Origin of the sequence: Buchananella hordeovulneris (assembly GCF_001907235.1) — a bacterium.
Classification (GTDB): domain Bacteria; phylum Actinomycetota; class Actinomycetes; order Actinomycetales; family Actinomycetaceae; genus Buchananella; species Buchananella hordeovulneris.
In genome coordinates this window covers 36,931-51,356 of sequence record NZ_MQVS01000006.1, presented here as the reverse complement: position 1 = coordinate 51,356, position 14,426 = coordinate 36,931, and the positions used below count along the sequence as shown (strand labels likewise).

General features: G+C 67.5%; 14 protein-coding genes. All 14 read left to right on the top strand.

From position 1 onward, the window contains the following. The first annotated feature begins 5 nt into the window (after positions 1-5). The 14 genes from BSZ40_RS06715 (at position 6) to BSZ40_RS06650 (ending at position 14,416) form a co-directional block, all read left to right on the top strand. Positions 6-1,406, top strand: coding sequence for a UDP-N-acetylmuramoyl-tripeptide--D-alanyl-D-alanine ligase (locus BSZ40_RS06715; RefSeq protein WP_342741914.1), 1,401 nt, complete (start codon positions 6-8; stop codon positions 1,404-1,406). Further along, a complete protein-coding gene (mraY, locus tag BSZ40_RS06710; protein WP_073824505.1) occupies positions 1,403-2,497 on the top strand; it encodes a phospho-N-acetylmuramoyl-pentapeptide-transferase in 1,095 nt (364 codons plus the stop codon). The genes BSZ40_RS06715 and mraY overlap by 4 nt, the downstream gene beginning before the upstream one ends. After that, complete coding sequence (murD, locus tag BSZ40_RS06705) at positions 2,494-3,975, top strand: UDP-N-acetylmuramoyl-L-alanine--D-glutamate ligase (protein WP_245793923.1); 1,482 nt, start codon at positions 2,494-2,496, stop codon at positions 3,973-3,975. The genes mraY and murD overlap by 4 nt, the downstream gene beginning before the upstream one ends. Then, positions 3,968-5,191 carry an FtsW/RodA/SpoVE family cell cycle protein gene (locus BSZ40_RS06700; RefSeq protein ID WP_073824503.1) on the top strand — a complete coding sequence of 408 codons (1,224 nt, stop codon included), beginning with the start codon at positions 3,968-3,970 and terminating at the stop codon, positions 5,189-5,191. The genes murD and BSZ40_RS06700 overlap by 8 nt, the downstream gene beginning before the upstream one ends. Then, positions 5,188-7,680, top strand: a complete 2,493-nt coding sequence (gene murC / locus BSZ40_RS12460; protein ID WP_073824501.1) for a UDP-N-acetylmuramate--L-alanine ligase — start codon at positions 5,188-5,190, stop codon at positions 7,678-7,680. The genes BSZ40_RS06700 and murC overlap by 4 nt, the downstream gene beginning before the upstream one ends. Then, positions 7,677-8,591 (top strand): cell division protein FtsQ/DivIB, encoded by a 915-nt coding sequence (locus tag BSZ40_RS12370; protein WP_084542686.1) that lies wholly within the window; start codon positions 7,677-7,679, stop codon positions 8,589-8,591. The genes murC and BSZ40_RS12370 overlap by 4 nt, the downstream gene beginning before the upstream one ends. A 135-nt stretch (positions 8,592-8,726) precedes the next feature. Beyond that, entirely contained in the window at positions 8,727-10,010 is a 1,284-nt protein-coding gene (gene ftsZ / locus BSZ40_RS06685; protein ID WP_073824497.1) for a cell division protein FtsZ, read from the top strand. Continuing rightward, on the top strand, positions 10,010-10,753 hold the full coding sequence (locus tag BSZ40_RS06680) for a purine nucleoside phosphorylase YfiH/LACC1 family protein (RefSeq protein ID WP_073824495.1): 744 nt from the start codon (positions 10,010-10,012) through the stop codon (positions 10,751-10,753). Before ftsZ ends, BSZ40_RS06680 begins: the two co-directional genes overlap by 1 nt. 74 nt (positions 10,754-10,827) lie before the next feature. Further along, positions 10,828-11,232 carry a cell division protein SepF gene (locus BSZ40_RS06675; RefSeq protein WP_073824493.1) on the top strand — a complete coding sequence of 135 codons (405 nt, stop codon included), beginning with the start codon at positions 10,828-10,830 and terminating at the stop codon, positions 11,230-11,232. 4 nt (positions 11,233-11,236) lie between these two features. Continuing rightward, on the top strand, positions 11,237-11,524 hold the full coding sequence (locus BSZ40_RS06670) for a YggT family protein (RefSeq protein WP_073824491.1): 288 nt from the start codon (positions 11,237-11,239) through the stop codon (positions 11,522-11,524). A 146-nt stretch (positions 11,525-11,670) separates the two neighbouring features. Continuing rightward, positions 11,671-12,279 carry a DivIVA domain-containing protein gene (locus tag BSZ40_RS06665; RefSeq protein ID WP_073824489.1) on the top strand — a complete coding sequence of 203 codons (609 nt, stop codon included), beginning with the start codon at positions 11,671-11,673 and terminating at the stop codon, positions 12,277-12,279. A 75-nt stretch (positions 12,280-12,354) separates the two neighbouring features. Then, positions 12,355-12,960, top strand: coding sequence for a signal peptidase II (locus BSZ40_RS06660; protein ID WP_073824487.1), 606 nt, complete (start codon positions 12,355-12,357; stop codon positions 12,958-12,960). Then, positions 12,957-13,874, top strand: coding sequence for an RluA family pseudouridine synthase (locus tag BSZ40_RS06655; protein ID WP_124851018.1), 918 nt, complete (start codon positions 12,957-12,959; stop codon positions 13,872-13,874). The genes BSZ40_RS06660 and BSZ40_RS06655 overlap by 4 nt, the downstream gene beginning before the upstream one ends. Then, the gene (locus tag BSZ40_RS06650) at positions 13,871-14,416 is read left to right on the top strand and encodes a GNAT family N-acetyltransferase (RefSeq protein WP_073824485.1); all 546 of its coding nucleotides are present in this window, start codon (positions 13,871-13,873) and stop codon (positions 14,414-14,416) included. The genes BSZ40_RS06655 and BSZ40_RS06650 overlap by 4 nt, the downstream gene beginning before the upstream one ends. Positions 14,417-14,426 lie beyond the last annotated feature (10 nt).

The following is a 14,426-nucleotide window of genomic DNA, read 5'->3' as shown; positions in this document are numbered from 1 at the left end:
ACCTGGTGGCAGAGTCAGTAGCCGAGTTCGTCGGCGGGCAGTTGGTGGGGATGGACCCCGCCACGGTGCTGCGGGGTCAAGTAGTGCGGGACTCCCGCGAAGTGGCCGCGGGGGACATTTTCGTGGCCATTAAGGGCGAGAAGAGCGACGGGCACGACCACGTGGCGGCTGCGCGGGCCGCCGGGGCGGTGCTGGCAATCGTCGACCGCCCAGTGGATGGCCCCCACGTTCTGGTGTCCGACACTGTTGTGGCCCTTGGTCGCCTTGCTGCCGGGGTGCTGGACCACCTGCGGCGAGACGCACAGGAGGCGGAAGCCAAGTTGACGGTGGTGGCGGTCACCGGCTCGGTCGGCAAGACCACCACCAAGGACCTCCTGGCGGCCCTGTGTGCCCGTCTCGGGCCGACGGTGGCACCGCAAAAGTCCTACAACAACGAGATCGGGCTGCCGCTGACCGTGCTGCAAGCCGACTACGACACCCGCTACCTGGTGTTGGAAATGGGAGCCTCCGGGCCGGGACACATCGCCGAACTAGTCAACATCGCGCCGCCGGACATCGCGGTGGTGTTGATGGTCGGCACCGCTCACCTGGGCGGCTTCGGTTCGCCCGCGGCGGTGGCGGCCGCCAAGGCCGAGATCTTGGCAGGCCCGGCGCAGCGGGGCGGCACGGCGGTGTTAAATGCCGACGATCCCGCGACGGCAGCCATGGCGCAGGATTGCGAACAAGTGGTGACCTTCTCCGCCACCGCTGGCCCGGCTGACGTGCAGGCCCTCGGAATTAACCTGGATGAGACCTCCCGCGCCGCCTTTACCCTGGTAACTCCCGACGGGTCGGCTCCAGTGCACCTAGCCCTCGTGGGGGCCCACCACACCGCCAACGCCCTGGCGGCGGCGGCCGTGGCCTACCTGCTGGGGCTGGGGGTGGCCGACATTGCCGATGTGCTGTCGCACACCGGGGCCCGTAGCCCGCACCGAATGGCCGTCTCCACACCGCCCGCAGGTTGGCTTCTGCTCGACGACTCCTACAACGCCAATGAAGACTCCATGCGGGCCGGGCTGATTGCTTTGGCGCAGCTGACGCAGCCGCGGCGAGCGGCGGGGGCGCGCTCCATCGCCGTGCTCGGCGAGATGCTGGAGCTGGGGCAGACCTCCGCCGAGATTCACGCGCGGGTGGGGGACTACGCCGGGCAGCTGGGTGTGGATGTCGTGATCGCGTTGGGAAGCGATGCCCAACCACTGGCGGCAGCGGCGGCCGCGCGTGGGGTGCACACGATTTGTGTTGATTCACCCGCCCAGGCCACGGAGGCAGTGACCCAGCTGGCGGTGCCGGGGGACGTTATCCTCGTCAAGGGTTCCAACTCGTCTGGGGCCTACCAGGTGGCCAACGCCCTAGGAGGCAATGAATGATTCCAGTTCTCGTCTCGTTTGGCGTGGCCCTGGCCTTGTCTTGGGGCTGCACCCCGTTCTTCATTCGTTTCCTGGTCCGCCACCAGTACGGGCAGTTCATCCGGCAGGACGGCCCGACGAGCCACCACACGAAACGCGGTACCCCAACCATGGGGGGCGTGGTCTTCATCGGGGCCACGGTGGTGGCCTACCTGGTAGCCCATCTGGTGATGCAGCGCGGTCCCTCAGCCTCGGGGCTGCTGGTGCTGTACATCGTGCTCGGGTTGGGCCTCATCGGTTTTCTGGATGACTACATCAAGATCTCTCGGCAGCGTTCCCTCGGCCTGAATCCGTGGGCGAAGCTGGTGGGGCAGGCCGTGGTGGGCGTGTCTTTCTCCGTGATGGTGTTGCTGTTTCCCAACGGATACAACGTCCCGCCCGCCACCCCTGCTGTCTCCGTGGTGCGCGATGTGGCGATGCTTGACCTGTCGCAGTGGGGCATCGGCCTAGGCTTCGTGTTGTTCATTGTGTGGGCCAACTTCCTCATCGCGGCATGGTCCAATGCCGTTAACTTGACTGATGGCCTGGACGGGCTGGCCACCGGTGCCTCGATCTGCGTATTTGCCGCCTACACCCTGATCGCCTACTGGCAGGAGTCCCAGGCCTGTCACGTGCTGTTGGCTAACCCCGGCTGTTACAACACCCGCGACCCGAAGGACCTGGCGATCATTTCTGCCGCCCTGGTCGGTGCCCTGCTGGGCTTCCTCTGGTGGAACGGCTCGCCGGCCCAGATATTCATGGGAGACACCGGGGCCTTGGCCCTCGGCGGGGCGGTGGCCGCCATGTCCATCCTCACCCACACCCAGGTACTGGCCATCATCATTGGCGGACTGTTCGTGGCCGTCGTGGTGTCCGACGTCGTCCAGATCAGCTGGTTCAAGCTCACCGGTAAACGGGTCTTCCGGATGGCACCGTTGCATCACCACTTCGAGCTGAAGGGGTGGGCAGAAATCACCATCGTGATTCGCTTCTGGATGATTGCCGGAATCGCGGCTGCGCTCGGCGTGGTGATCTTCTACGCCGAGTGGGTGCGGGCAGCATTGGGGGAGTGAACGGCGTTTCTTCCTTCGTTACTGATCTTGCGCGTCCGTTGGTCCTGGGCCTAGGGGCTACAGGGGCGGCGGTTGTCGAAGTGCTGACCACGCTCGGGGCAAAGGTCGATGCGCTCGACGTCAGCGAGGCGGCCATAGAGCGGGCCCGCGAATTGGCACCCCAAGCCAACTATGTGCTCGCCCGCGATGCCACCGATCTGGCAGCCCAGGCGACGCGCTTGGCTCCGCGCCTGGTCATCACCTCGCCCGGTATCTCGCCCTTTACGCCGGTCCGGCAGCAACTGTCGCTCGCTGGTAGCGAGGTAATTTCGGAAATTGAGCTGGCTCGCCGGTTGCAGGACGCGGGGGGCTTTAGTCAGGTGCCGTGGTTTGCCATCACGGGCACCAACGGCAAAACCACGACGGTGCGCATGCTGGCGGCAATGCTCAGCGCCGCCGGTTACCGGGCGCCCGCCGTCGGCAACGTGGGTGACCCGCTGGTGCGCGTAGTGGCCGAACTGGGGGCGGCGCACGGCGCCACGGCAATCCCGTTGGAGCTGTCCAGTTTCCAGCTGTTCGATACCCAGCAACTGCGCGCCCACGGGGCAGTGTGTCTGAACCTGGCACCTGATCACTTGGATTGGCACGGCAGCGCCCAGCACTACGCTGACGCCAAGGCACGGGTCTATGCCGGGGCGCAGTCGGTGTGTGTCTACACCCAGGACCCGGCCACCCGACGCATGGTGGAGGAAGCCGACGTCGCCCCCGGCACCCGGGCCATCGGGGTGACCACGGGGGTGCCCACGGTGGGGGAACTGGGCGTCGTGGAGGAACTGCTGGTTGACCGGGCGTTCCTGGCGAAGAGGCAGCGCGAGGCGCGGCCATTTGCCACCCTGGAGGACTTGGCGCACCTGGCGGGCGGGCAGGTGCCGCCCCGCCACTTGGTGCAGGACGCGCTGGCCGCCGCCGCCCTGGCCTTCAGTGCCGGGGCGAGCCCGGAGGCGGTGCGGCAGGCGCTGACCGACTTCACCCCCGACGCTCACCGCGGCGACGTGGTAGCGGAACAGGATGGGGTGCGCTGGGTCAACAACTCCAAGGCCACCAATCCGCATGCGGCCCGCGCGGCGCTGGCGGGCCTTGCTGCGGGTAGCGCCGTCTGGATTGCGGGCGGAGACAGCAAAGGCACCGAGTTGGCCTCCTTGGTGCACGAAGTGGCTGACCGGCTGCGGGCGGTGGTCATCATCGGCAAGGATCCGACCCCGTTGGCGAGTGCGGTAGGGCAGCTTGCCACGCCGGTGGCCGCCGTGGTGGTCCCCGATGGCAGTGCAGAGGCGGTCATGCGGGCGGCAGTTGCGCACGCCCACCGCCTGGCACAGCCCGGGGACACAGTGCTGCTGGCTCCCGCCTGCGCCTCATGGGACCAATTTTCGAGTTACAGCCAGCGCGGTGCGCTGTTCACGGCCGCCGCCCGGGAGCAGGTGGGAAGCGCTGATGCTTAGTAAACAATTCGAGCGCATCGACCGGTGGTTCACCCATCCGCGCACGTCGGCCCGCGGCGACACGCTGATACTGCTGGTCCTCACCGGCATGTTGGCTGTCGCCGGTTTCCTGGTGGCCGCCTCGCTGGGGGCCATCTCGGGCCTGAAGGAGGGCCAGAGCATCTTTAGCTGGATCGGCATGCACACCGCCTACTTTCTGGTAGGGGTGGTGTGTCTGGTGGTCGGCGCGCTGGTACCCGCCCACCTGTGGCGCTTGCTGTCCCCGGCCCTCTACGTGCTGGGGCTGATATTGCTAGCGCTGGTGTTCACGCCCCTGGGGGAGGTGCGGGGCGGTAACCGGGCGTGGATTGCCCTGTTCGGTATCACGATCCAGCCTTCGGAGTTTGCCAAACTGGCGATGATCCTGTTGCTGGCCCGCATCATTGCCCGCCCGGGCTTCGACATAAACAAGCCGCGTGACCTGTTGCTGTGGCTGGGCGGCCCGGTGCTGGTGGGGCTAGGCCTGGTGCTGCTCGGGAAAGACCTCGGCTCAGCGTTAGTGTTCATTGCTTTCATCGCGGCCACCCTGTGGGTGGCGGGTTTGCGGCGCTGGTGGTTTATCTCCTTGGGCGGCTTGGCGGTCTGCGTGGTGACACTGTTGACCATCTTTAGCTCCAACCGGTCCAACCGCATCGCTGACGTGTTCCGCAACCACGGGATCGAGCTGGAAAAAGAGGGGCCGGAACAGGTGGATCACGCGGTGTGGGCATTGGCCAACGGTGGTCTGACGGGAACCGGTCCGGGTGGCTCGAAGCAAAAATGGAGCTACCTGCCGGCGGCGGACAGCGATTTCATCTTCTCCATCTGGGGGGAAGAATATGGTTTTGTGGGCGCGGTTGCCTTGGTGCTGATCTACATCGGGCTGGTGTGCATCGTCCTGCGTATCGGGATGCGCTCCCTCAACCCGTTCATCAAGCTGGCCGCCTGCGGCATCGCCTTCAGCTTTGCGACGCAGACCTTCATCAATATGGGCGTGGCGACGGCTATCCTGCCGGTCATCGGCGTGCCGCTACCCTTTATCTCGGCGGGGGGTTCCTCTCTGGTGTCATCACTGGCAGCGGTGGGGGTGTTGGTTTCATTTAGTCAGGCCAACGAGCGTGCTGAAGCCCAAGCGCCGCACGGCCCGGGGGCAGGGCGACGTTCGAGTGCTGTTCTGGCGGGAAGGTCCGGAAAATGACGCGCATCCTTTTGGCTGGTGGGGGCACTGCCGGCCACGTCAATCCGCTGCTGGCAACGGCCAGCGTGCTGCAGGGCCACGGGATTGCTGCCGAGCAGCTGGTGGCTTTGGGGACCACTGCCGGTTTGGAGACCAAGCTGGTGCCCCAGGCGGGCCTGCGCCTAGAAACTATTGAGAAGGTACCGGCGCCGCGGCGGCCCAACAAGGCGGCGCTGGCGTTTCCGGCGCGCTGGCTGCGGGCGCAGCGGCAGGCGCACGAGATCTTGGTCCGGGAGCAGGTCGACGTGGTGGTCGGCTTTGGTGGCTACGTCTCGACCCCGGCCTACCGGGCCGCCCGCAAGCTGGGGCTGCCGGTGGTCATTCACGAACAGAATGCGCGTCCAGGGTTAGCCAACCGGTATGGGGCCCGTTTCGCGCACACCGTGGCGGTGACGTTCCCCTCCACGCCGTTGCGGGCCCGGCAGGGACACACCGAGGTTATCGGCCTGCCGTTGCGGGCGGCGGTGGCCGAGCTGGCGCGAGCGCGGGCGGCTGGGCGAGGCCAGGAGCAGCGGGCGGCGGGCGCGGCGGCGTTGGGGCTGGATCCGAGCCGACCGATCCTGGTGGTGACCGGTGGCTCGCTGGGGGCCAAGCGTCTCAACGATTCCTTCGCGGCTGGGGCCGCGCACTTGGCTCAGGTGCAGGTGTTGCACCTGACCGGGCGGGGTAAGGACGCTGAGGTGCGACAGGCCACCAGCGCTTTCCCGGACTACCACGTTCTGGACTATCTGGGTCAGATGGAGGCGGCGCTGGCCTGCGCCGACCTCGTGGTATGCCGGGCCGGGGCGGGCACCGTGAGTGAGCTGGCGGCGTTGGGCGTGCCCGCCATCTATGTGCCGTTGCCGATCGGGAACGGGGAACAGCGGTTGAACGCCGCAGATGTGGTGGCGGTGGGCGGGGCCGAACTGGTACCCGATGCCGAGGTGGGCGATGCTTTCGTCGCCCGGGTAGCCGAATTGGTGCTGGACAGCGAGAAACTGTCCCGCATGGGGCAGGCGGCGGCGCAGGTGGGTCGCGTCGACGCGGCCGAGCGGCTGGCGGAACTGGTGCTCGCGGCCGCAGATCGGGGTGCCACCGCGCGGGCTTCGCGCCCCTCCTTCCATTTCATCGGTCTCGGCGGGGCGGGCATGAGTGTGATTGCCGAGTTGCTGCACGCCCAGGGGGCGCAGGTCTCCGGCTCGGACCGGGCGGCGTCTGCCACCCTGCGACGCCTGCAGCAGTTGGGCATCACCGGTCACGTTGGGCATGCCGCAGACCAAGTCCCGCCCGGTGCCCGGGTGGTGGTCTCCTCGGCGGTTCGGCCCGACAATCCGGAGTTGCGGGTGGCGCGGGAGCGGGGCCAAGAAGTGCTGCACCGGTCCGAAGCCCTCGCTTTGGCGGCGCGGGACGCCCGCTTTGTGGCGGTGGCGGGTGCCCACGGCAAAACCACGACGTCGGCGATGACTGCCTTCGCTGCGCGGGCCACTGGCCTGGATCCGTCGTGGGCGGTGGGGGCCTCCATCACCGGTCTCGGGTCGGGGGCGCACCTGGGAGCAGGCGACATATTTGTGGCGGAGGCCGACGAATCCGACGGGTCGTTCCTGAACTACCGGCCTGCGGTGGCGATCGTGACCAACATTGAGCCCGACCACCTGGACCACTACGGCAGCCGGGAGGCCTTCGAGCAGGCCTTTGCCGACTTTGCGCAGCGGATCGCACCGGGCGGGGCTTTGGTGGCCTGCGCCGACGACGCGGGGGTCGCCCGTCTTCTAGAGCAGCTCGGTGGGCAGGAGCAGGCACCGCGCCTCGTGTCTTATGGCTTCGGTCCGGCGCCTGCCGCAGCCGCTACGCACTACCAGCTGGTGCGGAGGCAGGCAGGCTACGCGCTCACCCAGGGAACCCAGCAGTGGGAACTGCGGCTGGCGCTGCCCGGCGACCACCTGGCCCTTGATGCGGCGGCGGCCGTGGCGGCTTTGGTGGAACTGGGAGGGCAGGCGGCCGCGGTGGTGGCGGCCTTGGCCGACTTCGCGGGCACGGGGCGACGCTTTGAACTGCGCGGTGAAGTCGGCGGGGTGCGGGTGGTGGACGACTACGCGCACCACCCGACCGAGGTGGCGGCCACGTTACGGACCGCCCGGGCGGTGTGCAGCGGCCAGGTGCGGGTGTTGTTCCAGCCGCACCTGTACTCCCGCACCGTCAACTTCCAGCGCGAGTTCGCTGCGGCGTTGGCGCAGGCCGACGATGTGGTGGTTACCGACATCTATGCGGCACGCGAGGACCCGGTACCCGGGGTGGACGGCCGGACCATCACCCAGCACGGCACCGGCGAGTACGTCGCAGACAAGGTGGCCGCCGCACGCCTGTTGGCGGCACGTAGCCAGCCGGGGGATCTGCTCCTCACGGTGGGGGCGGGGGACATCACCGAGCTGGCTGACGTGATGCTGGCGGCTCTCGCGCAGGCGGAACAATGAAAAGACCCAACGTGCCGGGGCGGCGGCCCGCAGACCGGGGGCCGGTGTCCGGCGAGCAGGAAAGCCTGCCTCCGCCGCCCGTGGAGGTGGGGCTGGAACATGAGACTGAGGCCCTGTTCACGCCCGCCTACGGGCATCGGCTGGCCCCGTCGGGCCAGTGGGAGGACATCATGTCCTCCCCCGAGGATCTCACGGCCCGCATAGCGGAACGCGAGGAAGCGCGCGTGCGGCGGCGACGCTCCGTGGTGATCACCTGCAGCCTGGTGGCGGCGTTGGCCGTGGCGATTCCCACTTTGCTGTTGACACTCCCGCTATTCAAAGTGCAAATCAGCTCTTTCGAGTTCGCGGTGGAGCCTGCGGGGGAGGAGCTGCCACCCTTGGGGCCGGTTTTACATCAATTCGTGGGGCGGCCGTTGCTGACTTTGGATAAGGAAGAGGTGAAGGGGGCCATCGAGCAGGTGACCCTGGTGCGGCAGGCGGAAGTCTCCACCTCTTGGCCCAACAGCGTGCAGGTGCAGGTGGTGATGCGCACACCGGTGGCGATAGCCCAGACGGAGCAGGGCCCGCAACTGGTGGATAGCGAGGGCGTCGTGTTGGGGCCCAGTCAGGGCGAGATGACGGGGTTACCGCTCGTGGAAATCCCGGTCAGCGACGTGCGCACCCGCCCAGCGCTGCAGGCCGCCCTGAAGTCCCTAGCGAGCCTGGATAAGTCGTTGCGGGAGCAGGTGGTGCGGGTGCAGGCGCAGAGCGCCGATACCGTCGTCTTCCTCCTGCCGGAGGACCGTGTAGTGGTGTGGGGAGACGCTTCCGAGTTGGAGCTGAAATCGAAGGTGTTGGCGACCCTGTTGACGATCCCCGCTAAGCGCTACGATGTGTCGTCGCCACATCGCCCCGCCACTTCCGAAAAATAGGGCCTGCGTGCCACGGGCGTGTCGCCTCGAAAGTGGCCGACGCTTTTCGTAGCGTTCAACTAGTCGGAAATGGCATAAAATCAACCCTCAGCTAGAGGTTGAAGGTTGGCGGAAGCAAAACGAAGGGAAACCGCGATGGCGGCACCACAGAACTACCTGGCAGTGATCAAGGTCGTCGGCATCGGTGGTGGGGGCGTCAATGCTGTCAACCGCATGATCGAGCAGGGGTTGAAGGGCGTGGAGTTCATCGCCATCAACACCGATGCCCAGGCGCTGCTGATGTGCGACGCCGACGTCAAGCTGGAAGTGGGGCGGGAGCTCACGCGCGGGCTGGGCGCGGGGGCTGACCCGTCGGTCGGGAAGCGGGCTGCCGAGGACCACGCGGAGGAGATCGAAGAGGTACTCAAGGGCGCCGACATGGTTTTCGTCACCGCCGGGGAAGGCGGTGGCACCGGCACCGGGGGGGCACCGGTTGTGGCGCGCATTGCCCGTTCCCTGGGGGCGCTCACGGTCGGGGTGGTGACCCGGCCCTTCAGCTTCGAGGGGCGACGCCGGGCAGAGCAGGCCGAGTCCGGTGTTGACGCGCTGCGCGAAGAAGTCGACACCCTCATCGTCATCCCCAATGACCGCCTGTTGGAGATCGCCGACCGCTCCATCTCGATGGTCGAGGCCTTCAAGACTGCCGACCAGGTGTTGTTGTCCGGTGTGCAGGGCATCACCGACCTCATCACGACACCCGGGGACGTCAACGTCGACTTCGCTGACGTGCGTTCCGTCATGAAGGACGCGGGCAGCGCCATCATGGGGATTGGGGCGGCTTCCGGGGAGGGACGCGCGCAGGCCGCAGCTGAGGCCGCAATTTCTTCGCCGCTGCTGGAGGCCTCCATTGACGGGGCACACGGCGTGTTGCTGTATTTCCAAGGCGGTTCCGACCTCGGACTGTTCGAGATCGAGGAGGCCTCCAACCTCGTCAAGGAGGCAGCGCACCCCGAGGCCAACATCATCTTCGGGCACGTGACCGACGACGCCCTGGGCGACGAGCTGCGCATCACGGTTATCGCGGCCGGCTTCGACCCCACCTCCCCGGCGCGGGAACGCGAGGACAGCGTCGTGCCGATCCCGAGCCGCCCACACTTGGCGCCGATCCCGCCGCACGCCGTGCCACAAGTGCCTCCCGCCCCGGCGCCTGCGCCGCGGCACCCGCAGCACCGGGTGCCCATCGTGCCCCCGCCGGTGGAGGAGATCGGGATCGAGGACGACGCTGTGATCATCTCCAGTGGCGATGAGGGGCAGCCAGTGGTGCCGCAGGTGCCGGTGGAGGAACAGCCGCCGACGGAGGCCCCCGCCCCCTACCCGCCGGTGCAGCAGCGGCCGCGTTCCATCGACATCCAGGTGCCGGACTTCCTCTCCGGGAACTGATGCTGCGCACGATTGCCGCCGGGACGGTTCGCCTCGATCTGCCCGGCGGCTTCGTGTTGCTGACTTCCCGCCCAGGTGGGCGGTCGCAAGGAGACTTCGCGGCGCCGACAGGCGGTGGAGCTAACCTCGGCGACCATGTGGGCGACAACCCGGAGGCAGTGGCAGCCAACCGGGCCCGACTGGCTCGTCTCGCGGGCAAGGACCTGGCATGGATGCAGCAGGTGCATGGTGCCACCGTGGCGTGCGGCAGCGCCACCACGGCACCGCGGGCCGATGCCTTGCTGTGCGGTCCTGAACTCGCGCCCGCCGTCGTCGTCGCGGACTGCGTGCCCATCGGCCTGCTGGCCGCCGACGGCAGCCTGGCGGCCGCTATCCACGCGGGCCGGGCCGGTCTGCTAGCGGGGGTAGTGGAGGCTACGATCCGGGCCGCGCGCCGCCGCCGCCCGGAGCAGGCGCTCACCGCCGTGGTGGGCCCCGCCATTTGCGGTTCCTGCTACGAGGTGCCGGGCGACATGGCGGCGGCCGCGGTCGCGCAGCTGCCCTCCTTGGCCTGCACCAGCCGCCGCGGCACCCCGGCGTTGGATCTGCGGGCCGGGGTGGTGAGCGAGCTGGATCGCTTGGGAGTAGCGGTGGCCTACTGCGATCCGCGCTGTACCCGCGAAGATGAGGAGCTTTACTCCTACCGGCGGGCCAGCCGCACCGGCCGCCAGGCTTTGGTCACGGTTGTGCAACACGCCGGTTGACAAATGGCCCCGTCGGCCTGCCAATCCCGATAACGTGAAGGCATTCAATCGTGCCCGATCCGAGGAGTGTCGAAATGTCTCGCCTGCAAAAGGTAAAGGGGCTGTTTACCAGCCCGGCGGAGTACGACTACGAAGACTCCCAGGTGGACATGGTCTATGACGACGACTACGAGGAAGAGCCCTTCGCCGAGGTGGCGCCCCTGCATCCGGAACTGCAAAACGACTCGCAGCGGATCCACACCGTCTCTCCCCGGGAGTTCGTCGACTCTGAGCTGCAGCCCATCTGCCAGCCCGTGCGGGAGGGCAGCGCGGTCATCCTGAACCTGTCGTTCGCCTCGGACCAGATGGTGCAGCGATTGACGGACTTTGCGTTCGGGCTAGCAGCCGGGGTCAACGGGCGGGTTATAAAGATCACAGACCTGGTCTATCTGATTGCGCCGCCGCACGTGTCCGTCGAGGGTGCGCTAGGTAGGAAGTAGCTAATTGTCCTGGCTTGCGTCGGCTGGTGCCGTCCTCATTTCGTTGTACCTGTTTGTCTTGCTGGGGCGGGTTGTGCTCGACTGGATCGCCTTTGCCAACCCCCGCTTCGCCCCGCGCGGTTTGTTGCTGGTGGCGGCCAACCTGGTCTACCTACTGACCGACCGGCCGGTGCGCCTGGTCAACCGCCTGATCCCGCCTGTGCGCCTGGGGCCGGTGGCCCTCGACCTCGGTTTTATCGCCCTGTTCTTTGGCTTGTCGCTGTTGGCGAACGTGTTGCGGGCGCTGGCCTGAAAACTGAACGAATCAATCGTGACCAAATTGTGGCTTAGCTCGCTTGGGGCGCTGAAACCTAGGTGCGGGGCCCATCGATCGGTTACGGTTGAGGAACGGGCAGCAATGCCCACGAAACTCATCAACTGAAATTTCGAGGTGACTTGATGGCGCTGCTGACCACAGAGGACGTGCTGCACAAGCGGTTTCAGCCGACTAAGTTCCGCGAGGGCTACGACCAGGACGAGGTCGATGACTTTCTCGACGAGGTTGCGGAGACCCTGCGTGTTGTAACGGCTGAAAACGACGAACTGCGCGAGAAGCTTGCTGCGGCTGAGCGGCGCATCGCGGAACTGTCCCAGGGAGGCGAGATCCACGTCTCCGAACCTGTCGTGGTGCCCGAGGTGTCGTCCGTGAAGGACACCACTCCCGACGTTTCCGCGTTTGGCGCCACTTCCGAGGCGGACCCGGAGGGGGCCACCTCCATGCTGCGGCTCGCCCAGCGGCTCCACGACGAGTACGTCGCCAACGGCCGCAAGGAAGGCGACCGGCTGGTGGCCGAAGCGCACGTGGAAGGCCAGCGCATTATCCGCGAGGCCGAGGAACAGCACTCCCGCACGCTGGCCAAGCTGGAGCAGGAGCGGTCGCTGCTGGAGCGCAAGATCGACGAGCTGCGCGAATTCGAGCGGGACTACCGTTCGTCGCTGAAGACCTACCTGGAGGGCCTGGTCGCGCACGTCAACGACGGCAACCTGGACCGCCCGACTCTCGGCTAGCCGACAAGATAATTTCACGCCTAGGGCGGTGACGGAGATTCGTCGCCGCCCTGCGCGTGTGAGGAGAAAGCGCTAATGCACGCCACACGACCACGCCACTGCGTGACACTGCTGGGGTTGGCGGCCCTCGGTGTCTACCTCGCCGACCAGGCCAGCAAATGGTGGGCGGTGCGCGCCCTGCGGGCCGACAAAAGCATCGACCTGCTGGGCAGCGGTTGGCTCGGCCTAGAATTGCACTTCAACCCGGGAGCCGCCTTCTCTTTCGCGACGGGCCTGACGTGGGTCTTCGCAGTGGTGGCGATCGTGGTCAGCCTCTACATCGTGCGGTTGGCCCCACGCCTGCGGTCGCGCGCATGGGCGGTGGTGCTGGGGCTGTTTTTGGGTGGCACCCTGGGCAACCTGACCGACAGATTGGTGCGCCCCCCCGGCCCGCTGCGCGGTCACGTGGTCGATTTCATCCGGTACGGAGACTGGTTTATCGGCAACGTGGCGGATATCGCCTTAGTGCTGGCGGCCGTTGGCCTGGCGGCCCTGGCGCTGGCCAACATCGAACCTACCGGGCCGCAGAAAACCGAGGCACCGACCATGTCCGCTGCGCCGGATGCAGCCCAGGCGGCGCAGGAAGACGACGGCGCTCAGCTGCCAGACGCAGTGGGCGGGCAGGAGGAGGCCACGCCGTGAGCGAGCGGTCTTTTCCGGTGCCCGATGCCTTGGTGGGGATGCGCGTAGATGCCGCGTTGGCCCGGCTGCTCGGGCTCTCGCGTTCCCGCGTGGCCGAGATCGCGGAGGCTGGGGGAGTGCAGGCCGCCGGTCGGGTGCTCGGCAAAGCCGATCCGCTGCCTGCGGTGCCGTGGATCGATGTCCAGGTGCCGGACCCCCGCCCGCCAGCCATCGCCCCCACCCCGGTGGCCGGCCTGCAGGTGATCCACGACGACGCCGACATTGTCGTCGTCGATAAGCCGGTGGGGGTGGCCGCGCACGCCTCGGTGGGATGGGAGGGACCGACCGTCCTCGGGGCGCTGACCGCGGCCGGCTACCGGATCTCCACGTCGGGCGTGCCGGAGCGGCAGGGGATTGTCCAGCGGCTGGATGTCGGCACCACCGGCCTGATGGTGGTGGCCAAAAGCGAGCTGGCCTACACCGTACTCAAGCGGGCCTTTCGCAACCGGACGGTCGACAAGGTGTACCACACCCTGGTGCAGGGCAGGCTTGATCCCTCGGTCGGCACCATTGAGGCCCCGATCGGGCGCCACCCCAGCCGCGACTTCAAGATGGCCGTCATCGAGGGGGGACGGCACTCGGTCACCCACTACGAGACGTTGGAGGCCATGCCGCACGCCTGCCTGGCGGAGGTGCATCTGGAGACCGGTCGCACCCACCAGATCCGCGTGCACATGGCGGCGGTGGGGCACCCGTGCGTCGGGGATCCCATGTACGGGGCCGACCCGACGCTGGCAGCGCGGCTGGGACTGGAGCGGCAGTGGCTGCACGCGGTGCAGCTAGGCTTCACTCACCCACGCACCGGTACCTACGTCGAGTTCTCCTCTGCCTATCCACCGGACCTCGTCCACGCCCTGGAGTTGATGCGCCAATGATCGAACTGACCCTAGTGACGGACCGCGCGGGCCTGGAGGAAGCCTGGGCGGTGCGGATGGCGGTTTTCGTGGAGGAACAAAAGGTGCCGGTCGACGAGGAGATAGACGCCGCCGACACCCACCCGGACGTGCTGCACCTGGTGGCCCGCGCTGACGGCCGAGCGGTCGGGACGGGCCGGGTGCTCGGTCCGGGCGTGCGCGGCGTGCCACCGCACCCCGACCATCCGCACTCCGTGGCCCTGGCCCGGGCCACGGGAGTAGATCCTGTCCCACCCGTGGTGCACCTGGGGCGCCTGGCCGTGGTCGCCGACCAGCGGGGCACCGGACTGGGGGCGGCGCTAGTGGCGGGGCTGGAGCAGGCGGCGGCGCGCCGCTGGGCTACCCAGACCGCGGGGCTGTTGGTGGTCGAGTTATCGGCGCAGGAGCAGGCGGTGGGATTCTACGAGCGGTGCGGTTACGAGCGCTTGGCGGGAGAGTCGTACCTGGATGCGGGCATCTGGCACTGCGATATGGCTCGCGTGGTGCGGCTGGCGACCCCGTAGACTGAGGCGC